Below are 20,809 nucleotides of genomic sequence, written 5' to 3'. Positions count from 1 at the left end.
GCCCTACTCCGCCGCCACCATGTGCGCGGGATCGAGGATGCCCTGATCGTCGCGGTCGGCCTTATGCGAATAGTCGGCGATGCGCTCCTCGATCTCGTGACGGAAGTGCGCGATCAGCCCCTGGATCGGCCAGGCCGCCGCATCGCCGAGCGCGCAGATGGTGTGGCCCTCGACCTGCTTGGTGACTTCGAGCAGCATATCGATCTCGCGCTTGTGGGCGCGGCCCTCCGCCATCCGCGTCAGCACCCGCCACATCCAGCCGGTCCCCTCGCGGCACGGCGTGCACTGGCCGCAGCTCTCGTGCTTGTAGAAATACGAAATCCGCGCAATCGCCCGGATCAGGTCGGTCGAGTTGTCCATGACGATGACGGCGGCGGTGCCGAGGCCGGAGCGCAGCTTGCTCAGGCTGTCGAAATCCATCGGCGTATCGATGATCTGCTCGGCCGGCACCATGCGCACCGAGGAGCCGCCGGGAATGACTGCCTTGAGATTGCCCCAGCCGCCGCGGATGCCACCGCAATGGGTATCGATCAGTTCGCGGAACGTGATCCCCATCGCCTCTTCGACGTTGCAGGGGCGCTCGACGTGACCCGAAACACAGAACAGCTTGGTGCCGACATTGTTGGGACGGCCGATCGCGGCGAACCAGGCCGCGCCGCGCCGCAGGATGTCCGGCGCCACTGCGATGGACTCGACGTTGTTCACGGTGGTTGGGCAACCGTAGAGCCCGACATTGGCCGGGAACGGCGGCTTCAGCCGCGGCTGGCCCTTCTTGCCTTCCAGGCTTTCCAGCAGCGCCGTTTCCTCGCCGCAGATGTAGGCACCCGCGCCATGGGCGACATAAAGATCGAACGGGAAGCCGTGGATATTGTCCTTGCCGATCAGCCGGGCCTCATAGGCCTCGTCGATGGCGGCCTGGAGGTGCTCGCGCTCGCGGATGAATTCGCCGCGAATGTAGATATAGCCGGTATGGGCACCCATGCCGACGCCGGCCAGCAGACAGCCCTCGATCAAGAGATGCGGATCGTGCCGCATGATCTCGCGGTCCTTGCAGGTGCCGGGCTCGGACTCGTCGGCATTGACGACGAGGTAGCTCGGGCGGCCGTCGGCATTGTCCTTCGGCATGAAGGACCATTTCATGCCGGTCGGGAAACCCGCCCCGCCACGGCCGCGCAGGCCCGACGCCTTCATCTCGCTGACGATCCAGTCGCGGCCCTTGTTGACGATGGCCTTGGTGCCGTCCCATGCGCCACGGCGGCGGGCGCCGGCGAGCCGCCAGTCGTGGAGGCCGTAGAGATTGCGGAAGATGCGATCCTTGTCGTCGAGCATCAGGTCTTGCCCTTCCTGGTCGCGTCGTCAGCGGGCGGTTTCGGCGTGGGGCTTTCCCGCCGGCTTGCGGAGTCGGTCGGCTTCTTGGCGTCCGCATCCGTCAATGCCGGCTGAGCGCTCGCACGCCGCCCGCCCTCGCCCTTCCCGGCCGCCGTATCCAGGGTGGTCGGACCGCCGACGGGAGCGGAAAACTGGCGATCAATCTGCGGGCCGGGCTTCGGCGGATTGCCGGAAGCAAACCCGTCCAGCACCTTGCCGAAGTTCTCCTTGGTCAGATCCTCATAGGTATCCTTCCAGATCAGTACCATCGGCGCGTTGACGCAGGCGCCGAGGCACTCGACCTCTTCCCACGAGAAGTCGCCGTCCTTCGAAAGATGGAAGGGCTCGTGATGGATGCGGCTCTTGCAGACGTCGAGGATGTCCTCGGCGCCGCGCAGCCGGCACGGCGTGGTGCCGCAGACCTGGATGTGGGCCTTCCTGCCGACGGGCTGCAACTGGAACATCGTGTAGAAGGTGGCGATCTCCAGCATCCGGATGTAGGGCATGTCGAGCAAATCGGCGACCGCGCGGATCGCCGCCTCGGAGATCCATCCACTGTTCTGTTCCTGCGCGCGCCACAAAATAGCGATGGCCGCGGACGCCTGACGACCCGCCGGGTATTGTGCGATCTGCTTCTTGGCCCAGGCAAGATTCTCCGCGCTGAACGCGAAGCTCTCGGGCTGCTTTTCTTTTGGTGCCAGGCGACGAACGGACATCGTACTCCAGCTCTCAATGAACACGTTGCGACGCGGTCGCGTTCAGGCGACGAAAACGATCTTGCCAGAATGCGCTCGAGGTTCCGAACACGTTGTAGCCGACGTGGGAAGCGACCTTGATGCGATCCAGAATGGAGAGTTCGGTCAACGTCTCGAAGCGGCCGTTGGCCGGATCGTGCACGATCAGCGTGAGCGGCGTCTGCTCAAGAATGTAACGCGAGACGGTGTGGTTCGGATCGTTGCCGTGCTCCTCGCACAGGACCACGGCGTCGCCTCGCAGCACGCGGGTGCCGCCCTTGATGGCTTCGATCTCGACGCCTTCGACATCGAGCTTGATGAGGTACTTGCCGTCGGGCGAAATTTTGCCGTCGTCGAGCAGATCATCGAGCGCCAGCACCGGCACGCTCTCCCCGCCCGCACCGGCACCGCCGGCGATGCTGAAGGCCTCGTGCTTGGTGCCGGACAGGCGCGCGGTGCCGCGCGATGCGCCGATGGCGCTCTGCATCACCTCGAAGCGGTTGCCGTTGATCCTGGCGTTGCTCGAAAGCTTGGCGAAGTTCTTCGACGACGGCTCGATCGCGATCGCCTTGCGCGATCCGAACGGTTTGCTGGTGACCAGCACCGACCAGTAGCCGTAATTGGCGCCGCAATCGAGCAACGTGTAGTCGACGTCGGCGGAGTCGCGAAACAGCAACTCAAGCTCGTCTTCATACTTGAAGGAGCGATTGAGCAGCTTGCTCCAATAGCCGTCGCCATAGGGAAACGCGAACGTGGCATCGGAATTGAGCCTGACGGCGATGTCGCGCTCGGGCAACGTCTTGCGCAGCAGGTTGGCGCAAATGTTGTAGCCGCGATGCGAAAACAGCGACGACACCTTGGAGCCCGCAACCAGCGCCAGTGCCGCCGCGCGTTCCCAGGCGCTGGCGCCTTCGAGAACGCCGGAGGTCCGGTCGAACTGGATCGGCGGCTGTGCGATCACCGGTCAACCTCTCCGAACACGATGTCGAGCGAACCGAGAATGGCGGAGACGTCCGCCAGCAGATGCCCCCGGCAGATGAAATCCATCGCCTGCAGATGCGCGAAACCCGGCGCGCGGATCTTGCATTTGTAGGGCTTGTTGCTGCCGTCGGAGACGAGGTAGACGCCGAACTCTCCCTTGGGCGCTTCCACCGCCGCATAGACTTCGCCCGCCGGAACGTGGAAGCCTTCGGTGTAGAGCTTGAAGTGATGGATCAGTGCTTCCATCGAACGCTTCATCTCGCCGCGACGCGGCGGGAAAATCTTGTTGTCCTCGACCGCCACCGGCCCCTGCCCGTCGGCGGCGCGCAGCTTGGCGATGCACTGCTTCATGATCCGCGCCGACTGCCGCATCTCCTCCATGCGGATGAGATAGCGATCGTAGCAGTCGCCGTTCTTGCCGATCGGAATGTCGAAGTCCATCTCGGCATAGCATTCGTAAGGTTGCGACTTGCGCAAATCCCAGGCCGCGCCGGAGCCGCGAACCATGACGCCGGAGAAGCCCCATTCCCAGGCCTGCTTCAGGGTCACCACGCCGATATCGACGTTGCGCTGCTTGAAAATGCGGCTGGCGGTCAGCAACTGGTCGAGGTCGGCGACGACCTGCAGGAACGGATCGCACCAGGCATCGATGTCGTCGATCAGCTTCGGCGGCAGGTCCTGATGCACGCCGCCGACGCGGAAGAACGCGGCATGCATCCGCGAGCCGGAGGCGCGCTCGTAGAACATCATCAGCTTTTCGCGCTCTTCGAAGCCCCACAGCGGCGGCGTGAGCGCGCCGACGTCCATCGCCTGCGTGGTGACATTGAGGAGATGCGAGAGAATGCGGCCGATCTCGCAGTAGAGTACCCGGATCAACTGGCCGCGGCGGGGCACCGCGATCCCCAAAAGTTTTTCGGCCGCGAGACAGAAGGCGTGCTCCTGATTCATCGGCGCGACGTAATCGAGCCGGTCGAAATAAGGAATCGCCTGAAGATAGGTCTTCTGTTCGATCAGCTTCTCGGTGCCGCGATGAAGCAGGCCGATGTGCGGATCGACGCGCTCGACCACCTCGCCATCCAGTTCCAGCACCAGGCGCAGCACGCCGTGCGCTGCCGGATGCTGCGGACCGAAATTGATGGTGAAGTTGCGCATACCGGGGGTTTCGGTACCAAGTGCTTCGGTCATCAGCCACCCGCCTTGCCGCCGGTCGCCTTCTCGTCGCCCGGCAGCGGATAATCCGCGCCTTCCCATGGCGACATGAAATCGAACTTGCGAAATTCCTGATTGAGACGCACAGGCTCGTACACTACCCGCTTCTCGGTATCGTCGTATCGCACCTCGACGAACCCCGTGAGCGGAAAGTCCTTGCGCAGCGGATGTCCGTCGAAGCCGTAATCGGTCAACAAGCGCCGCATATCCGGGTGTCCGGTGAAGATCACGCCGTAGAGGTCGTAGGTCTCCCGTTCGAACCAGTCGGCGCCGGGAAACACCTCGATCAACGACGGCACCTGCGTGGTTTCCGAGGCCTCGACCCGCAGACGAATGCGCCTATTCAGCGTCGGCGACAGGAAGTGATAGACCACGTCGAAGCGCTTCTCCCGGCCGGGATAATCGACCGCGGTCACGTCGGTGATATTGACGAAGCGGCAGCGCTGATCGTCGCGAATGAAACGGGCGACCTCGACGATCTTCGCGGCCTCGACCGTAACGCTCAATTGACCGAACGACACGGAATGCCCGATCGCCGCGCCGGGAAGCGTGGCAACGATCATCTGACCCAAGGCATCGAGTCTGCTGTCGTCCATTCCTTCAACCTCTAGCGTTCGATGGTTCCGGTGCGCCGGATCTTTTTCTGCAGCAGCAGGATGCCGTAGAGAAGCGCCTCCGCCGTCGGAGGACAGCCAGGCACGTAGACATCGATCGGCACGATCCGGTCGCAGCCGCGCACCACCGAATAGGAATAGTGATAGTAGCCGCCGCCGTTGGCGCACGATCCCATCGAGATGACGTAGCGCGGTTCCGGCATCTGGTCGTAGACCTTGCGCAGCGCCGGCGCCATCTTGTTGGTCAGCGTGCCGGCCACGATCATCACGTCCGACTGGCGCGGCGAAGCGCGCGGCGCGAAACCGAAACGCTCGACGTCGTAGCGCGGCATCGAAACCTGCATCATCTCCACCGCGCAGCAGGCAAGCCCGAAGGTCATCCACATCAGCGAGCCGGTGCGCGCCCAGGTGATGAGATCGTCGGCTGCAGCGACGAAGAAGCCCTTGTCGGACAGTTCGTGCTTGACCTCGAGGAAATAGGGATCGCCGGCGCCCACCGGCCGGCCGGTCCGAGGGTCGAGAATCGAAGCTGCTGCCGGATCCGCGACCGGACCGCCGGCAGAGGAAGCAGCATTCGCGAACCTGGCGGTAGGGGAGCTCAATCCCATTCGAGCGCGCCTTTCTTCCATTCGTAGGCAAAGCCGACGGTCAGCACACCGAGAAACACCATCATCGACCAGAAGCCCGTGGCGCCGAGCTTGCCGAACGTGATCGCCCAAGGGAATAGAAATGCGACCTCAAGGTCAAAAATGATGAAAAGAATTGCGACGAGGTAAAACCTGACGTCGAACTTCATGCGGGCGTCATCAAACGCATTGAATCCGCATTCGTAGGCCGAAAGCTTCTCCGGGTCGGGCTGCTGATAGGCGACGATAAAAGGAGCGATCAACAGCACGGCACCGATGACGGCCGCTATACCGATAAACACCACAAGCGGGAGATAGTTCTGTAAAATGCCGGTCATCGGCGCTTCCCCTCGCTGCGGCCGCTCGACCCCGCAGTTTTGTTAGACTTTGGAACTTTTGAGAGGCTTTAGCTTAGTGCAACAGGGGTGGCAAGATAGCCCATTTTGACGCACCCGAGAGGGAGATTTTGCGGGTTGACAGGAGCCGCGGATGACGCGGCAGTTCCCCCCGCGCCCGCCCGCGCAATTCCATCGAACTCCGCCCGCCCGCCTTTGGAAAAACAGGGAACGAAACCATTTTGGGAAGGCCGCGAAGCCTTTTTGAAACAGACCGGATTTATTCCTTCTGCCAACGGCGCATGCGACGCCGGAAGAACAGGAGGCAACCATGAACCATTCGATCAAGAGCGCGGACCGCACCACCCACCTGAAGATCGTGGCCGTCGCGCCGCGCTGGCGACGTTCGGCACCTCCGTCCGGCCGGGCACCGACGCCGTCCAGACCGTTCGCGTCCTCAAGGCCGGCCAGCCGACGATGATATCCAGTTCGGGGACATCGCTGGTGAGGTGATCCTGGGTTCGGATCAGTGACCAAAGCGACCCTCGGATGGCCCGCGATGTCAGGGAAACGCTCAGCCGAACGAAACGACGCACGGAGTCGGATCGTTGCTTATCCTGATGAGTCGAATCGGAACGATCGGATTGAGGCTAAATATCTGAAAACACTGGCGCGAGAGACGGGACTCGAACCCGCGGCCTCCGCCGTGACAGGGCGGCGCTCTAACCAACTGAGCTACTCCCGCGGACGCCATGTATCCGCGCAGGTGTCAGGGCTTAAAGGCGGGGCCTTTCCAAGTCAAGGCGGTTGCAAATCCCCTTGGACGACGGGCATTTTCGACGGATCAATGCAAAAAACAGGCTGTTTACAGGCAAAACCGGGTGGTCGGCACCTCCCCGAATCGACCAAGGCCTGATACGCCTTGGCTTCCGAAGCCAGCAACGACGAGGAAAGCCATATGGCGAAGAAGGCAGCGACCCCGAGCACCGTGACGCTGAAGCATCTCGCGGCGGCATTGGCCGACGACCATGAGTTGTCGAAGAAGGCCACCGAGGCCATCCTAGGCGATATGGTCACCCGCATCACCAAGCACCTCAAGAAGGGCGACCGCATCCGCATCGTCGGTCTCGGCATCCTTCAGGTCCGCAAGCGCGCGGCCCGCATGGGTCGCAACCCCGCCACCGGCGAAGCCATTCACATCAAGGCTTCGAAGAAGGTCGCGTTCCGGGCCGCAAAAGAGCTCAAGGAAGCGGTCTGACCAAAGGCGCGGGATCGGAACGGTCCGGTTTGAACGCCTAAGGTTTTTTCGGCAAACCGGATCGCCAGGCCGTCGTCATGAACCGGATCGTCATGGTCAGTTGACCTGATCTCCGGCTAGATTGCCGCGCTGCGATATCCTTTCGATACGATGGCCGCTCCGATGATATTCAACCACACGGTGACGGAGCGCTTCCTGCGCTACGTCGTCATCGATACCCAGTCGGACCCGACGTCTCCGACCTGTCCGTCCACGGAGAAACAGAAGAACCTTGGCCGCCTGCTGGTGCGTGAACTGCAGGAGATCGGCGTGGCGGACGCCCATCTCGATCAGCACGGTTATGTGTACGCGACGATCCCGGCGAACAGCACCAAGCAGGTGCCGGTAATCTGCTTCTGCTCGCACATGGACACCTCGCCGGACTGTTCAGGGGCAAACGTCCGGCCACAGATCGTCAGGAATTATCGCGGCGGCGACATCAAGCTCTGCGGCGATCCGTCGCAGGCAATCCGTACGGCCGACAACCCGGTGCTAGTCGAGCAGATCGGCAATGACATCATCACGTCCGACGGCACGACGCTGCTCGGCGCCGACAACAAGGCCGGCATCGCCGAGATCATCGACGCCGCCCAGGTTCTGCTTGCCAATCCTCAGATCAAGCATGGCACCATCAAGATCCTTTTCACGCCTGACGAGGAAATCGGGCGCGGCGTCGACAAGGTCGATCTGAAAAAACTGGGCGCCGCCTTCGCCTACACCATCGACGGCGAGACCGCGGGTCACATCGAGGACGAGACGTTCTCCGCCGACGGCGCCGTCATGACCATCGAGGGTGTCAGCGCCCATCCGGGCTTCGCCAAGGGCAAGATGGAGCACGCGATCAAGATCGCATCCCGCATCGTCGAGCGGCTTCCGAAGGACACGTGCTCGCCCGAGACCACCGACGGGCGCGAGGGCTTCCTGCATCCGACCGGCATCAGCGGCACGCTGGAGCGCGCCACGCTTAGTTTCATCGTGCGCGATTTCACCGATGCCGGCCTGAAGGAAAAAGAAGCCCTGCTGGAGAAAATCGTCCGCGAGGTCATGGCGGATTTCCCGCATTCAACGTACCGGCTGGAGATCCAGCCGCAGTATCGCAACATGAAGCAGATCGTGGAGCGCTATCCGGAGATCATTGACAACGCGGTGGAAGCCATTCGCCGCGCCGGGCTCTCGCCGGTCAAGGGCAGCATTCGCGGCGGCACCGACGGCTCGCGGCTGTCGTTCATGGGCCTGCCCTGTCCGAATATCTTCGCGGGCGAACATGCGTTCCATTCACGCACCGAATGGGTCAGCGTGCAGGACATGGAAGCGGCCGTCCGCACCATCGTGCATCTCGCGGCGATCTGGGAAGAACGCGCCTGACGGCTGTGACACCGCGGTAACCGAAGGCGTGGATTGCCGCAGCGGATCGGGCGCAACCCGATCGACATCGTTAATCTTTCCTAAATGTCGGGCGATATGATCCTCGAAACAACGAGGACAGAAAAATGCGCACCAGCTTGCTCGCGGTCATCGGCCTCGCCGCGATGGGATCGACCGGGTTGGCTGCCGACCTTCCCGTGCATAGCCGCATCGGCAAAATCTTCGCCGAGCCTGCCGCTCCTTCGCGCGCGAGCATCGTGCGTGAGGAAGACAAGGATTATCCCGAAAGCGCGCTCTATCGTTTCCGGTTTCCGCCGCCGCCAGTGCCGGGCTATTACGGAAGACCGAACGATTTCTACTATCGTCCCTACTACGAAGATCGTTCGGTCCTGAGCTATTATTTCGACCGGCTGCCCTACGCCTGCGGATTCTACGGCTACTGCCAGGACTAGAGGCGCCGCTCAGGAATTTTGCGCGGTCACGACCCAGATCGACGCCGGAAGCATAACCGCCTGCCCTTCGGCGAACGGAGCGAGCGCCTCATGGACTGACTTCCTGACGATGGCAACGACGTCGGCAGGCTGACCCTCAATCGCGCGGCTGGTGGGGCCGACCTGAAGCGCAGACTCGACCGCGGCATCGAGCCCACCGCCGATCGCGATATCCAATGTGAGGTCGCAAGCCTCCATTGACGTGTCGGAAAAGCCAGCCTTGCCGAGGACGCGGTGAACGCGGGCTTCGGACGCGAATGAAAACGGACCCGGATCCTCCGGTCCGACTTCGGGCAGTTTCGGGACATGACGGTAGGCAGCCTGCAGCGGCGCCATCAGCCAGGGATTGGCACGCGCTTCGCGCCAGCATACGAAGGTCAGGCGGCCGCCCGGCCGCAATGCCTTCCTGAGATTGGCGAACGATGCGGCCGGCTCGGCAAAGAACATCACGCCGAACCGGGAGACGATCAGGTCATACCAATCCGGCTTGAATGGATAAACACTCGCGTCGGCGAGCCGGAATTCTATCCGCGCGTTTCGCGGCGCGATTTGCCTCGCCCGTTGCAGCATCGGCGCCGAGACATCGACACCGAGAACGCGGCCGGCAGCGCCGACCTTCTCGGCAAATGCCCGCGTGGTGGCGCCACAGCCGCAGCCGACATCGATGACGCGCTCGCCCGGACGGGATTTGGCGCGATCGAGCAGGATGGCCGACACCGGCTCCAGCATCTCATCCTGAGCCTGCTGCCGATCGACCCAACGCTGACCACCGGGTCCATTCCAGTAAGCGATCTGGTCCGCGTTCGGTGTCTGGGGACCTTCCGCCATCGCCGCTCCCGCAGGAACCTGAAATCAATGGTAGGCGGCGAGAGATTCGAACTCCCGACCCTCTCGGTGTAAACGAGATGCTCTAACCAGCTGAGCTAGCCGCCCTCGCCTCCTGTTTATAGCGTTTTCGAGCGAAGTGGAATCCGGTTCGCGTGAACAAAACGCGTCAAATCAAGAATCTAGAATCTTCTACCGTTTCCATGAAACGTAGAAGACTCTAGCGCCGACGCCTCCCGGCGCGCAAGCCGCCGGTCGCGGTCACATGTTCGGATTCGTCGGATACACGTTGCGGGTTGAGAGCCGAGAAACCGCACACGCGTTGCGGTCCTTGTTCCCTTCGGCGCTCTGCCGCCAGTCACGACCGCCTCATAACGCAAACGGCGCCCGCGAAGGGCGCCGTCTGGTCGAGTCGTTTATGACGCTCCGTGCACTCAGTGCGCGGTCAGGCCACCCGCCGCCTCGTCAGCCGCATCGGGATTGACCGGGAGTTTGGTATCCTCCTCCCAGACAATCGGCTTTGGCTGCCGCACCAGCGCCTTGGCGATCACCTCGTCCATCCGCGCGACCGGAATGATCTCCAGTCCACCCTTGATGGCGTCGGATATCTCCGTCAGGTCCTTGGCGTTTTCGTCCGGGATCAGCACCGTCTTGATGCCGCCGCGCGATGCAGCCAACAGCTTCTCCTTCAGGCCGCCGATCGGCAACACCCTGCCGCGCAGCGTGATCTCGCCCGTCATCGCGATGTCGCGGCGGATCGGAATGCCGGTCAGCACCGAGACGATCGTCGTCGCCATCGCAACGCCGGCCGAGGGACCATCCTTCGGCGTGGCGCCCTCGGGCACGTGGACGTGGATGTCGCGCCGCTCGAACAGCGGCGGCTCGATCCCGAAGGTGATCGCGCGCGAGCGGACATAGGACGCCGCCGCCGAGATCGATTCCTTCATCACGTCGCGCAGGTTGCCGGTGACCGTCATGCGCCCCTTGCCGGGCATCATCACGCTTTCGATCGTCAGCAACTCGCCGCCAACGTCCGTCCATGCCAGACCGGTGACGACACCAACCTGATCGTCGGTCTCGATCTCGCCGAAGCGATACTTCGGGACTCCGAGAAATTCCTCGACGACCTTCTCGGTCACCTTCACCGACTTCTTCTTCGAGAGCATCAGCTCCTTCACCGCCTTGCGGGCGAGTGTGGAAAGCTCACGCTCCAGATTGCGCACGCCGGCTTCGCGGGTGTAGCGGCGAATGATCAGCAGAAGCGCGTCGTCATCGATCGACCACTCCTTCGAATCAAGGCCGTGCTTGCTGAGCGCGTTCGGGATGAGATGCTTGCGGGCAATCTCGACCTTCTCGTTCTCAGTGTAACCCGCGATCCGGATGATCTCCATGCGGTCCATCAACGGTCCGGGAATATTCAGCGTATTCGCGGTCGTGAGGAACATCACGTTGGAGAGATCGTAGTCGACCTCGAGATAGTGGTCGTTGAAGGTCGAGTTCTGCTCGGGGTCGAGAACCTCAAGCAGTGCCGACGACGGATCGCCACGAAAATCGGCGCCCATCTTGTCGATCTCGTCCAGCAGGAACAGCGGGTTCGAGGTCTTGGCCTTGCGCATCGACTGGATGATCTTGCCGGGCATCGAGCCGATATAGGTCCGGCGATGGCCACGGATCTCCGCCTCGTCGCGCACGCCGCCAAGCGACACGCGCACGAACTCGCGGCCGGTCGCTCGCGCGATCGACTTGCCGAGCGAGGTCTTGCCGACGCCGGGCGGACCGACGAGGCACAGGATCGGTCCCGTCAGCTTGTTGGCGCGCGACTGCACCGCGAGATACTCCACGATGCGGTCCTTGACCTTCTCCAGCCCATAATGATCGGCGTCCAGCACCTCCTGCGCGGCGTTGAGATCCTTCTTGACCTTGGACTTCTTGCCCCACGGAATCGACAGCAGCCAGTCGAGATAGTTGCGCACCACGGTGGCTTCCGCCGACATCGGCGACATCTGCCGCAGCTTCTTCAACTCATGCTGGGCCTTCTCGCGAGCTTCCTTCGAGAGCTTGGTCTTGGCGATCTTCTCTTCCAGATCGGCGAGTTCGTCGCGGCCCTCGTCGTCGCCGAGTTCCTTCTGAATCGCCTTCATCTGTTCGTTGAGATAATACTCGCGCTGGGTCTTCTCCATCTGGCGCTTGACGCGCGAGCGGATGCGCTTCTCGACCTGCAAGACCGAGATTTCGCTCTCCATCAGTCCGAGCACCTTCTCAAGGCGCGCCGTCACCGACAGCGTCTCCAGGATGCCCTGCCGATCCGCGATCTTGGCGGCGAGGTGCGAGGCCACGGTGTCACCGAGCTTGGCAAAATCCGTGATCGCCTGCACCACTCCCACCACTTCGGGCGAGATCTTCTTGTTCAGCTTCACATAGCTTTCGAAATCCGACACGACGGAACGCGCAAGCGCCTCCGCTTCGACGCTGTTGGTGTCGGTGTCGGCCAGCGCGACGGCGGTCGCTTCATAATAATCGGAGCGGTCGGAATATGTCTCCACACGCGCGCGCTCGAGGCCCTCCACCAACACCTTCACGGTGCCGTCGGGGAGCTTCAGCAATTGCAACACGCTGGCGAGCGTTCCGATCTTGTAAATCGAGTCCGGCGCGGGATCATCGTCCGACGCGTTCTTCTGCGTCGCGAGCATGATCAGCGCATCGTTCTTCATGACCTCTTCAAGCGCCTTGATCGATTTCTCGCGGCCGACGAACAGCGGCACGATCATGTGCGGAAAAACAACGATGTCGCGAAGCGGAAGTACCGGATAGGTATTGGTTTCGCCGTGAACGATAGCTGGCCGGGGTTTTGAGGCGGTCATAGCCTTGTTCCTTTTGTTGCGCCCCCTTGTACGCAGCCCGCTAATCACGCGCAACCGCCACAAGGTGCCGAGTTTTCCGGAGAAGGATGGGGCTTTGCGAACCGATGCCTCACCTGCCCTGGCAGCCGCGAACGCTATATGCGTCGCCGCCGATAGCATTAGGTGGCCATCGACCGTCAGCGTGTCAAGTTAAAGGACAGCAGCCATTTCAATGGTCTGCTTCCAGCGCGCAGATTGCCGCTTGTATAGCCGACGGCCGCCGCACGGAACGACCGGCGGCGAGCCTTGTGGCAACATGAGCGCCTGAAAACGCCTGGATCAGGCGCTGGCGCTGGTCTCGCTCGCGCGATCGGAGCGGTCCGCATAGATGTACAGCGGCCGCGCGGTTCCCTCAACCACTTCCCGCGAGATGACGACCTCTTCGACTCCTTCAAGACCCGGAAGGTCGAACATGGTCTCGAGCAGGATGCTTTCGAGTATCGAACGCAATCCGCGCGCGCCGGTCTTGCGCTCGATCGCCTTGCGAGCGACCGCACCGAGCGCCTCGTCGGCAAAGGTCAGTTCGATGTTCTCCATCTCGAACAACCGCTGATACTGCTTCACCAGCGCATTCTTCGGATCGGTCAGGATCTTCTTCAGCGATGCTTCGTCGAGATCCTCCAGCGTGGCGACGACAGGCAGACGCCCGACGAACTCCGGGATCAGGCCGTACTTCAGCAAATCCTCCGGCTCGACATGCCTGAAGATTTCACCGGTGCGGCGATCTTCCGGCGCAAGCACCTGCGCCGCGAAACCGATCGAGGTGGTCCGCCCGCGCGCCGAGATGATCTTCTCCAGGCCGGAGAACGCACCGCCGCAGATGAACAGGATGTTCGTCGTATCGACCTGCAGGAATTCCTGCTGCGGATGCTTGCGGCCGCCCTGCGGCGGCACGCTCGCAATCGTGCCTTCCATGATCTTCAGCAACGCCTGCTGCACGCCCTCGCCCGATACGTCGCGCGTGATCGAGGGATTGTCGGACTTGCGCGAAATCTTGTCGATCTCGTCGATATAGACGATGCCGCGCTGCGCGCGCTCGACATTGTAGTCGGCGGACTGCAGCAGCTTCAGGATGATGTTCTCGACGTCCTCGCCGACATAGCCGGCCTCAGTGAGCGTCGTGGCGTCGGCCATCGTAAAGGGAACGTCGAGGATGCGCGCCAGCGTCTGCGCAAGCAACGTCTTGCCCGATCCGGTGGGACCGATCAGCAGGATGTTCGACTTCGCGAGTTCGACGTCGTTGTGCTTGGTCTGGTGATTGAGCCGCTTGTAGTGATTGTGAACCGCGACCGACAGCACCTTCTTGGCATGGCCTTGTCCGATGACGTAATCGTCCAGGACCTTGCAGATTTCCTTCGGAGTCGGAATGCCGTCGCGCGATTTCACCAGCGAGGACTTGTTCTCCTCGCGAATGATGTCCATGCAGAGTTCAACGCATTCGTCACAGATAAATACGGTAGGACCCGCAATCAGCTTGCGCACTTCGTGCTGGCTCTTGCCGCAAAATGAGCAATACAGCGTGTTCTTGGAGTCGCCCGTACCGACCTTACTCATTCCTGTCTCCGTCCGCCGTTCGGTCTCGCCTGTTCGTCTGCTCGCCCGTTCCGGTCCGGCACATCCGGTGAAACGGGGTTACATAGGAGCAAACTTCGTACCAGAAAAGACCCTGCGCTTTCAGTCCCGCGCGAATCGCGGTTAATTCGATTCTCCTGCGCATCCTCGTTAGCTGAACTCAGCTAGCCAACCATGGTGCGGGCCGACTATCAAGAATTCGCTAATCGGCCAGCCTCCTGCATCGTGAGAATAGCGCGATTTGGCTCTGCAACGCGACTCTCTTTGGCCAAATTCAAGCCAGCGTTGCGCGATTGTCACGCCAGTCAAGCGGAAATGCCAATAATAAGGAACTTTTCAGAAAGTATCGCAGTGCAATCACCGGTAGCGCCCGAGTCGGGCCGAATCAACCGGCCCGCTCTGCTTCAGGTCGCCGCCTGATACCTCTACGAAGCCTTGGGAGCGGCCGGCTCTTCGGCGCGCTTGTCGATCACCTTGTCGACGATGCCGAAATCGCGGGCCATGTCGGCGGTGAGGAACTTGTCGCGCTCCAGCGCGTCCTCGATCGCCTGATAGGTCTGTCCCGTGTGCTTGACGTAGATCTCATTGAGCCGCTTCTTGAGGCTCAGGATTTCCTGAGCATGCAGCATGATGTCCGTCGCCTGCCCCTGGAAGCCGCCGGAGGGCTGGTGGACCATGATGCGCGCGTTCGGCAACGCATGCCGCATATCCTTTTCGCCGGCAGCCAGCAGCAACGAACCCATCGACGCGGCCTGCCCGGTGCAAAGCGTTGCGACCGGGGGACGAATGAACTGCATCGTGTCGTAGATCGCGAGCCCCGACGTCACCACGCCGCCCGGCGAATTGATGTACATCGAGATTTCCTTCTTGGGATTCTCGGCCTCGAGAAACAGGAGCTGGGCGACGATCAGCATCGACATATTGTCTTCGACCCCGCCGGTCACGAAGATGATGCGCTCCTTCAGCAGCCGGGAAAAGATGTCGTATGCCCTCTCGCCGCGGTTGGTCTGCTCGACCACCATCGGCACGAGATTCATGTAGGTTTCGACTGGATCGCGCATTGATCACCCAAAAGTTTGTGTCAGCAGTTGGCGGCGAGGATCATCCGAGGCAAAACCGGCAGTCTCCAGTCTTTCCGGCGCGGATGAACGTGGCGTGATGCAGGACAGGCAAGCACGGCTCCAAGATATGAGCCGATAACTCGGACGACAAGGGAGCCGCGCAGCCACGTGCCCCGGTGTTTCGATTCGGACATTGGCATCCCAGCGCCGCCAATCCAAGCCCGATCGCAGCGCGTGACGTGGCGCCGACGGCGTCGCCACGCCGGTTTCAGCCGATATCATTAACGGCGAGCACGGGCCGAACCCGACGTCCGATCGGGGCGCGGCCCCTCAGTCCGGGCCATGGCTCGCCTCGTAGTCCTTATAGAGATCCTCGCGTGTCACCGTCTTGTCGGTGATGGTGGCGAGTTCGAGAATGTAGTCGACGACCTTGTTCTCGAAAAGCGGCGCGCGAATCTGGGCCATGGCCTGGGGATTTTTCTGGTAGTAATCCCAGATCTCCTTCTCGCGGCCCGGCATCTGACGCGCGCGATCGATCAATGCGCGGTTGATTTCGTCGTCCGTGACCGAGATCCCGTTCTTTTCCCCGATCTCGGACAGCACGAGGCTGAGCCGTACCCGGCGGTCGGCGATCCGGCGGTACTCTTCCCTGGCGGCTTCCTCGGTGGTGTCCTCGTCGGCGAAGGTCTTGTTGTTCGACTCCATCTCCTTCGTGATCGAGTTCCACACCTGCTCGAATTCCTCCTCGACCAGCGTCGGCGGCGTGGCGAACTTGTGAGTCTCATCGAGGCGATCGAACAGCGCGCGCTTGACATGCTGCCGCATTGCGCGGGCAAATTCAGCGGCAAGCCGCTCGCGGACGGCTTTTTTGAGCTGATCGAGCGTGTTCAGACCGATGCTCTGAGCGAACTCATCGTCGATCTTGGTTTCTTCCGGCATCTCGATCATGCTTGCCGTGGTCTCGAACTCGGCATCCTTCCCGGCCAGTTCGGTGTCTGCGTAGTTCTTGGGGAACGACGCCTTGACGGTGCGGGTCTCGCCGACGCCAATCCCGACCAGCTGCTCTTCGAACCCCGGAATAAGAGCGTTCGACCCCAGCACGACCAGAATATCCTCGCTGCTGCCGCCATCGAACGGCTCCCCGTCGATGGTGCCCTTGAACGAGATGGTCACGCGATCGCCGTTCTCGGCCTTCGCGCCCTCTCCGCGCGCGGAGTAGTTGCGATTCTGGTCGGCGATCCGCTTGATGCCTTCGTCGACATCGGCGTCGGACACCTCGACCACCGGCTTTTCGATATTGAAGCTCTTGAAGTCCGCGAGTTCGATCGCCGGCACGACTTCCATGGTCACGGTGTAGCTGAGGTCGGCTTTGCCCGCGAGGATGTCCTCGATCTCCTTTTCATCCGAAGGCATAGCCACCTTGGGATTACCCGCCAGCTTGAAGCTGTGGTCGGTGACAATTTGCATGTTGGTCTCGCGGATCATGTCCTCGATGGTTTCAACCATCAAGGAACGGCCGTAGACCTTTTTGAGGTGGCTGACAGGCACCTTGCCCGGACGAAAGCCGTCCAGCTTCACCCGGCCCCTGAGTTCGGCCAACCGCGCGTCCGCCTTGGCCGCGATTTCGGTGGCCGGAACGCTGATCTGGAAATCGTGCCTCAGTCCCTCGGCGAGGATTTCGTTCACCTGCATGGCGTCAATCTTCTTCTTCCGCTCGGCCCGGCTGAAACGGCCGGATCATTGTCAATCGGTCGATGCGCGGCGGAGCGCCTGCATCGTGGTACAGCCGGCATATATCCATCGGGATAGCTGCCTGAAGTCGTTTGCTCAAACGCTGTGGCGCTTGGTGCGGGCGGAGGGACTCGAACCCCCACAACTTTCGTCACTGGAACCTAAATCCAGCGCGTCTACCAATTCCGCCACGCCCGCATCAATCCGGCCTGCGGTGCCGAGCATGATGCCGAAAAATGCGAAGCGGCTTTCGGTGGACGTCATGCTCCAACGAGTTGAACCGGACGCGCCGACGGCACCGGTTCTTCTTCCGGCGTCGTCAGTACGCTCAATGCGGCGGGCTTATAACATGACGATACCGGTTCGCAGCAAAAAAATGGCCACTCGGCGCGCCGGAGACTGCTGGACAGAAACCGGAGAAAATGGTCCGCATCGGCGATGACGCGTCCTCCTGTCCACCTCACCCGGCGGCATCTGCTGGCCGGCATCGGGGTCGCCGCCGCTGCTCCGGCGACCGTGATTCGCGCGCAACCGCAGCATCCGCAGACCCTTGCTTTTGACGCGACGTCCGCCCCTCTCCGGCTTGGGCCGGATCGAGACGAAACCGCCATCTGGTCGCTGCGGACCGACTGCTCGGCGATCCCGCGTTTCCGTCAGGGCGAGACGCTCGATCTGGCACTGCACAACGGCCTCCCGGCGCCGGTAGTCCTGAACTGGTACGGGATCGACGGCGCGTCTTCCATCGAGCCATTGACTGCCCGAAGGCCGACATCACCGGGCGAAACCGACCGCTTTTCGCTCCCGTTGCGGCAGGCCGGAACTTTTCTGTGCGACACCCGCCTGCTGGGAGACGGTCTTGCGCAGTCCTCACCCGCGCAGGCGATGGTTGTCGAGGAACGCGCACCGGCCGAGGTCGACCGTGACGAGGTGATGCTGATCGAGGACTGGCGGCTCGACCCCAAAGGGCTTCCGATTGCTCCCGGCACCGGCGGTCAAGCGGTCGGAGCACCGCTTTATCTGGTGAGCGGAAAGCCCTCGCTCGATTTGACTTTGCGGTCCAACGAACGACTTAGATTAAGGATCATCAACGCTTGCCAGCGCAATGCAGTTGCTCTCAGAATCCAGAATCTGGATGTTCGGGTCATGGCGATCGACAGCCAGCCGGCGGAGCCGTTCCTGGCGCGCAACGGGCGATTGGTGCTGGCGCCGGGGTCCCGGATCGACGCCGTCATCGATGCAACGCTCCCCGCAGGAACGGCATCGGCGGTCACACTGCATGACGGCGGCAGCCCGCGGCCGATCGCCCAACTGCACGTCTCCGCGGACGGGCCGCTGCGGCCGGCACCGTTGCCGACACCTGCTCCGCTGCCGTCGGAGAGTTTGCCGGCGCGGCTCGATCTCAAAGCTGCGCTGCGCGTCGATGTGCCGCTGGCCGCCTCCGGAGGGACGCCAACTTCGTGGGGTATGCCGACGCACTTCAATATGGGCTCAAAGCCGGCGTTTCGCGTCAAGCGCGGCCGAACCGTGGTGCTCACGCTGACCAACCCGGCAGCAACTCCCATGGTGTTTCATCTGCATGGCCACCACTTTCGTTTGCTCGATCGGCTCGACGACGGCTGGAAGCCGTTCTGGCTCGATACCGTTCTGGTCGATGCCGGGCAGACGCAGCGCATCGCTTTCGCCGCGGACGTTGTCGGAGCCTGGCTGATCGAGACCATGGCGGTGGAATGGAGCGCGCCGCGTCAGGTGCGATGGTTCGCGGTGGATTAGCGTTTCCAGGCGAAGCGAAGGGGGTACCGGCTCGCGTGAAGAAAACACGTCAAATCAAAATTGCCCGCTTCTGATTCCATTAAAACCGCACTCTGGAGTCGTTTCAACTGCGTTGAAGCAGACTCGTCGCTCATCTTTTTGTTTGATCATGATCTTTCCGAAAACCGGTTTCCGCTTTTCGGGATCATGCTCTAGTAATCGATCCCGAACCGGTCACAGAGCCGCCGCAGCACGGCGGGCAAAACCTCCGGCAGGTCCTCCGCGATCAGTCCAGGACCCGCTTCCTGTCCGGCTTCGCCATGCATCCAGACGCCGATGCATGCCGCCTCGAATGCCGGCACGCCCTGCGCCAGCAGCCCACCGATCATTCCGGACAGCACGTCGCCAGAGCCCGCCGTCGCCAGCCACGGCGGCGCATTGGCCGCGATCGTCGCGCGGCCGTCGGGCGAAGCCACCACGGTGTCCGGCCCCTTGAGCAGCACGATCGCGCCCGAACGCTCGGCCGCGGCGCGCACCCGCTCAAGTTTCGAGCGAAGTGGATATTTGTTGCTCATCTCGCTGAAAAGGCGATGGAACTCGCCTTCGTGCGGGGTCAGGATAATGTCGGTTCTCCCGGCGGATTTGATGGCGTCGAACAGCCGAGCCGGCGCATCGGCAAAGCTCGTCAAGGCGTCGGCGTCGAGCACCATCGCCGGCATCGCGGCGAGCGCCGTCAACACCAGCGCGCCAGTGTGCTCGCCGATTCCGGCGCCAGGTCCGATCACACAGGCATTGATGCGCCGGTCCGTCAGAATGTCCGCAAGTTCGGTTGAGCCATTCATGCGCCGCACCATCACCGCGGTCAGCGACGCCGCGTGCACCTCCAGCGCGTCGTCCGGCGAGAGCACGGTCACAAGACCGGCCCCGGCCCGCAGGGCTCCGCGCGCCGACAATCGGGCTGCTCCGGTCGAGGTCAGATCGCCGGATACAACAACGGCATGCCCTCGCGCGTATTTGTGCCCGTCGATACGCGGCACCGGAAACGCGCCCTCCCAGTAATCTGAAATATTCTCAAAGGTTACAGGGCGGATTTCGTCCAGAACCGCATCGAGGATGCCGATGTCGGCGACGCGCACCCTGCCGCAATAAACCCGGCCCGGCAGCAGCAGATGCGCCGGCTTCTTGCGAAAGAAGGTCACGGTCTCGGTGGCGCGCACCGCAGCCCCCATGATCGCGCCGGTGCTGCCGTTGACGCCACTCGGCAGATCGATGCTGAGCACCGGCGCGCCGTTGGCGTTGATGACTTCTATCATCGCCAGAGGATCGCCCCTGACCGGGCGGTTGAGCCCCGCGCCGAACAGCGCATCGACAATCAGCGCGGGCGAGCCGAGCGCGGACAGGTCGCAAGGCATGACCGGCCCTTTCCAGCCCTTGGCCGCGAGCGCCGCGTCGCCCTTCAGGCTGTCCCGCGCGCCCAACAGGATCACCGAGACATCGTGGCCGCGCGCAGCCAGTTCGGTCGCCGCGACAAACCCATCCCCACCGTTGTTACCGGCCCCGGCAACAACCAGGATGGAGCCCTGACCGACGAGGTCGGTTGCCGCGTCCGCCACCGCTTGCCCGGCCCGCAGCATCAGCGCGAAACCCGAGGCTCCGCCCGCAATCGCGAGCCGGTCGGCCTGCTCCATTTCCCCGGTCGTCAGAATCTCCATGGCCTCACCACTCGAGTCCATGGGCAAAGACGAACCCGCCGACGCACGCAGGACTGCACAGAAAATAACCCCGCTGCCTAATTTGTAATCTGACAATCACGCCGGGGTGCTGCCATAACATACCAAAGCTCGCTTAATCGACTGATAAGGCTTGAAAATTGAAGGTTCCGGCGAGTTGGCACAAACACTGCTTAGGGAAAGTGGTTCGATCTGCGATGTCTGTTGGCGAAAATGAAGCG

17 protein-coding genes, 3 tRNA genes and 1 pseudogene are annotated in these 20,809 nt (G+C 62.3%); 5 read left to right on the top strand and 16 right to left on the bottom strand.

Going from position 1 to position 20,809, the window contains the following annotated elements; genetic code table 11:
• Positions 1-3 precede the first annotated feature (3 nt).
• From nuoF to ACS3WA_RS07415, 7 genes are read right to left on the bottom strand one after another with little or no spacing between them, the layout of a single operon-like run.
• The gene (gene nuoF, locus ACS3WA_RS07445) at positions 4-1,329 is read right to left on the bottom strand and encodes an NADH-quinone oxidoreductase subunit NuoF (RefSeq protein WP_438277884.1); all 1,326 of its coding nucleotides are present in this window, start codon (positions 1,327-1,329) and stop codon (positions 4-6) included.
• On the bottom strand, positions 1,329-2,084 hold the full coding sequence (gene nuoE, locus ACS3WA_RS07440; protein WP_438277883.1) for an NADH-quinone oxidoreductase subunit NuoE: 756 nt from the start codon (positions 2,082-2,084) through the stop codon (positions 1,329-1,331). The genes nuoF and nuoE overlap by 1 nt, the downstream gene beginning before the upstream one ends.
• A 13-nt stretch (positions 2,085-2,097) precedes the next feature.
• Positions 2,098-3,060 (bottom strand): FkbM family methyltransferase, encoded by a 963-nt coding sequence (locus ACS3WA_RS07435; RefSeq protein ID WP_438278034.1) that lies wholly within the window; start codon positions 3,058-3,060, stop codon positions 2,098-2,100.
• Positions 3,060-4,268 carry an NADH-quinone oxidoreductase subunit D gene (locus tag ACS3WA_RS07430; RefSeq protein WP_438277882.1) on the bottom strand — a complete coding sequence of 403 codons (1,209 nt, stop codon included), beginning with the start codon at positions 4,266-4,268 and terminating at the stop codon, positions 3,060-3,062. Before ACS3WA_RS07430 ends, ACS3WA_RS07435 begins: the two co-directional genes overlap by 1 nt.
• Entirely contained in the window at positions 4,268-4,888 is a 621-nt protein-coding gene (locus ACS3WA_RS07425) for an NADH-quinone oxidoreductase subunit C (protein WP_438277881.1), read from the bottom strand. The genes ACS3WA_RS07430 and ACS3WA_RS07425 overlap by 1 nt, the downstream gene beginning before the upstream one ends.
• Before the next feature lie 11 nt (positions 4,889-4,899).
• The gene (locus ACS3WA_RS07420; protein ID WP_438274690.1) at positions 4,900-5,514 is read right to left on the bottom strand and encodes a NuoB/complex I 20 kDa subunit family protein; all 615 of its coding nucleotides are present in this window, start codon (positions 5,512-5,514) and stop codon (positions 4,900-4,902) included.
• On the bottom strand, positions 5,505-5,870 hold the full coding sequence (locus ACS3WA_RS07415; protein ID WP_438277880.1) for an NADH-quinone oxidoreductase subunit A: 366 nt from the start codon (positions 5,868-5,870) through the stop codon (positions 5,505-5,507). Before ACS3WA_RS07415 ends, ACS3WA_RS07420 begins: the two co-directional genes overlap by 10 nt.
• A gap of 328 nt (positions 5,871-6,198) precedes the next feature.
• On the opposite strand from ACS3WA_RS07415, the pseudogene ACS3WA_RS07410 reads away from it, so the two are divergent.
• Positions 6,199-6,380, top strand: a pseudogene (locus ACS3WA_RS07410) (hypothetical protein).
• A 155-nt stretch (positions 6,381-6,535) separates the two neighbouring features.
• Here ACS3WA_RS07410 and ACS3WA_RS07405 read toward each other — a convergent pair.
• Positions 6,536-6,612 (bottom strand) — tRNA-Asp (locus tag ACS3WA_RS07405).
• Between the two features lie 177 nt (positions 6,613-6,789).
• Here ACS3WA_RS07405 and ACS3WA_RS07400 point away from each other — a divergent pair.
• The 3 genes from ACS3WA_RS07400 to ACS3WA_RS07390 all read left to right on the top strand — a co-directional run bounded on the left by ACS3WA_RS07400 (position 6,790) and on the right by ACS3WA_RS07390 (position 8,981).
• A complete protein-coding gene (locus ACS3WA_RS07400) occupies positions 6,790-7,125 on the top strand; it encodes an HU family DNA-binding protein (RefSeq protein ID WP_319796536.1) in 336 nt (111 codons plus the stop codon).
• 150 nt (positions 7,126-7,275) lie between these two features.
• Entirely contained in the window at positions 7,276-8,529 is a 1,254-nt protein-coding gene (pepT, locus tag ACS3WA_RS07395) for a peptidase T (RefSeq protein WP_438277879.1), read from the top strand.
• A gap of 125 nt (positions 8,530-8,654) precedes the next feature.
• Positions 8,655-8,981 (top strand): hypothetical protein, encoded by a 327-nt coding sequence (locus tag ACS3WA_RS07390; RefSeq protein ID WP_438277878.1) that lies wholly within the window; start codon positions 8,655-8,657, stop codon positions 8,979-8,981.
• A gap of 9 nt (positions 8,982-8,990) precedes the next feature.
• Here the strand turns inward: ACS3WA_RS07390 and ACS3WA_RS07385 are convergent, their stop codons facing one another.
• The 7 genes from ACS3WA_RS07385 to ACS3WA_RS07355 form a co-directional block, all read right to left on the bottom strand.
• Positions 8,991-9,848, bottom strand: coding sequence for a class I SAM-dependent methyltransferase (locus ACS3WA_RS07385; RefSeq protein ID WP_438277877.1), 858 nt, complete (start codon positions 9,846-9,848; stop codon positions 8,991-8,993).
• A 28-nt stretch (positions 9,849-9,876) separates the two neighbouring features.
• A tRNA-Val gene (locus ACS3WA_RS07380) sits at positions 9,877-9,953 on the bottom strand.
• 326 nt (positions 9,954-10,279) lie between these two features.
• A complete protein-coding gene (lon, locus tag ACS3WA_RS07375; RefSeq protein WP_438277876.1) occupies positions 10,280-12,706 on the bottom strand; it encodes an endopeptidase La in 2,427 nt (808 codons plus the stop codon).
• 318 nt (positions 12,707-13,024) lie between these two features.
• Complete coding sequence (gene clpX / locus ACS3WA_RS07370) at positions 13,025-14,299, bottom strand: ATP-dependent Clp protease ATP-binding subunit ClpX (RefSeq protein ID WP_292614073.1); 1,275 nt, start codon at positions 14,297-14,299, stop codon at positions 13,025-13,027.
• Positions 14,300-14,742: 443 nt separating this feature from the next.
• On the bottom strand, positions 14,743-15,378 hold the full coding sequence (locus tag ACS3WA_RS07365) for an ATP-dependent Clp protease proteolytic subunit (protein WP_438277875.1): 636 nt from the start codon (positions 15,376-15,378) through the stop codon (positions 14,743-14,745).
• 330 nt (positions 15,379-15,708) lie between these two features.
• Positions 15,709-17,070 (bottom strand): trigger factor, encoded by a 1,362-nt coding sequence (gene tig, locus ACS3WA_RS07360; RefSeq protein WP_438277874.1) that lies wholly within the window; start codon positions 17,068-17,070, stop codon positions 15,709-15,711.
• 152 nt (positions 17,071-17,222) lie between these two features.
• A tRNA-Leu gene (locus ACS3WA_RS07355) sits at positions 17,223-17,307 on the bottom strand.
• Positions 17,308-17,547: 240 nt separating this feature from the next.
• Here ACS3WA_RS07355 and ACS3WA_RS07350 point away from each other — a divergent pair.
• Positions 17,548-18,879 carry a multicopper oxidase family protein gene (locus ACS3WA_RS07350; protein WP_438277873.1) on the top strand — a complete coding sequence of 444 codons (1,332 nt, stop codon included), beginning with the start codon at positions 17,548-17,550 and terminating at the stop codon, positions 18,877-18,879.
• Positions 18,880-19,070: 191 nt separating this feature from the next.
• On the opposite strand, the gene ACS3WA_RS07345 is transcribed toward ACS3WA_RS07350, so the two are convergent.
• On the bottom strand, positions 19,071-20,570 hold the full coding sequence (locus ACS3WA_RS07345; protein ID WP_438277872.1) for an NAD(P)H-hydrate dehydratase: 1,500 nt from the start codon (positions 20,568-20,570) through the stop codon (positions 19,071-19,073).
• Positions 20,571-20,809 lie beyond the last annotated feature (239 nt).

It is taken from the genome of Nitrobacter sp. (assembly GCF_051535235.1).
Taxonomy (GTDB): Bacteria; Pseudomonadota; Alphaproteobacteria; order Rhizobiales; family Xanthobacteraceae; genus Nitrobacter.
The sequence above is the reverse complement of the archived record's forward strand: the minus strand, read 5'-3'. Positions and strand labels throughout refer to the sequence as shown.

What these genes read in the sequence shown, in the direction of transcription:
- tig (WP_438277874.1), bottom strand. Translation starts at nt 17,070, where the DNA reads ATGCAGGTGAACGAAATCCTCGCCGAGGGACTGAGGCACGATTTCCAG.
- ACS3WA_RS07345 (WP_438277872.1), bottom strand. Translation starts at nt 20,570, where the DNA reads ATGGAGATTCTGACGACCGGGGAAATGGAGCAGGCCGACCGGCTCGCG.
- clpX (WP_292614073.1), bottom strand. Translation starts at nt 14,299, where the DNA reads ATGAGTAAGGTCGGTACGGGCGACTCCAAGAACACGCTGTATTGCTCA.
- ACS3WA_RS07350 (WP_438277873.1), top strand. Translation starts at nt 17,548, where the DNA reads ATGACGCGTCCTCCTGTCCACCTCACCCGGCGGCATCTGCTGGCCGGC.
- ACS3WA_RS07415 (WP_438277880.1), bottom strand. Translation starts at nt 5,870, where the DNA reads ATGACCGGCATTTTACAGAACTATCTCCCGCTTGTGGTGTTTATCGGT.
- nuoE (WP_438277883.1), bottom strand. Translation starts at nt 2,084, where the DNA reads ATGTCCGTTCGTCGCCTGGCACCAAAAGAAAAGCAGCCCGAGAGCTTC.
- nuoF (WP_438277884.1), bottom strand. Translation starts at nt 1,329, where the DNA reads ATGCTCGACGACAAGGATCGCATCTTCCGCAATCTCTACGGCCTCCAC.
- ACS3WA_RS07420 (WP_438274690.1), bottom strand. Translation starts at nt 5,514, where the DNA reads ATGGGATTGAGCTCCCCTACCGCCAGGTTCGCGAATGCTGCTTCCTCT.
- ACS3WA_RS07390 (WP_438277878.1), top strand. Translation starts at nt 8,655, where the DNA reads ATGCGCACCAGCTTGCTCGCGGTCATCGGCCTCGCCGCGATGGGATCG.
- ACS3WA_RS07430 (WP_438277882.1), bottom strand. Translation starts at nt 4,268, where the DNA reads ATGACCGAAGCACTTGGTACCGAAACCCCCGGTATGCGCAACTTCACC.
- lon (WP_438277876.1), bottom strand. Translation starts at nt 12,706, where the DNA reads ATGACCGCCTCAAAACCCCGGCCAGCTATCGTTCACGGCGAAACCAAT.
- pepT (WP_438277879.1), top strand. Translation starts at nt 7,276, where the DNA reads ATGGCCGCTCCGATGATATTCAACCACACGGTGACGGAGCGCTTCCTG.
- ACS3WA_RS07385 (WP_438277877.1), bottom strand. Translation starts at nt 9,848, where the DNA reads ATGGCGGAAGGTCCCCAGACACCGAACGCGGACCAGATCGCTTACTGG.
- ACS3WA_RS07365 (WP_438277875.1), bottom strand. Translation starts at nt 15,378, where the DNA reads ATGCGCGATCCAGTCGAAACCTACATGAATCTCGTGCCGATGGTGGTC.
- ACS3WA_RS07425 (WP_438277881.1), bottom strand. Translation starts at nt 4,888, where the DNA reads ATGGACGACAGCAGACTCGATGCCTTGGGTCAGATGATCGTTGCCACG.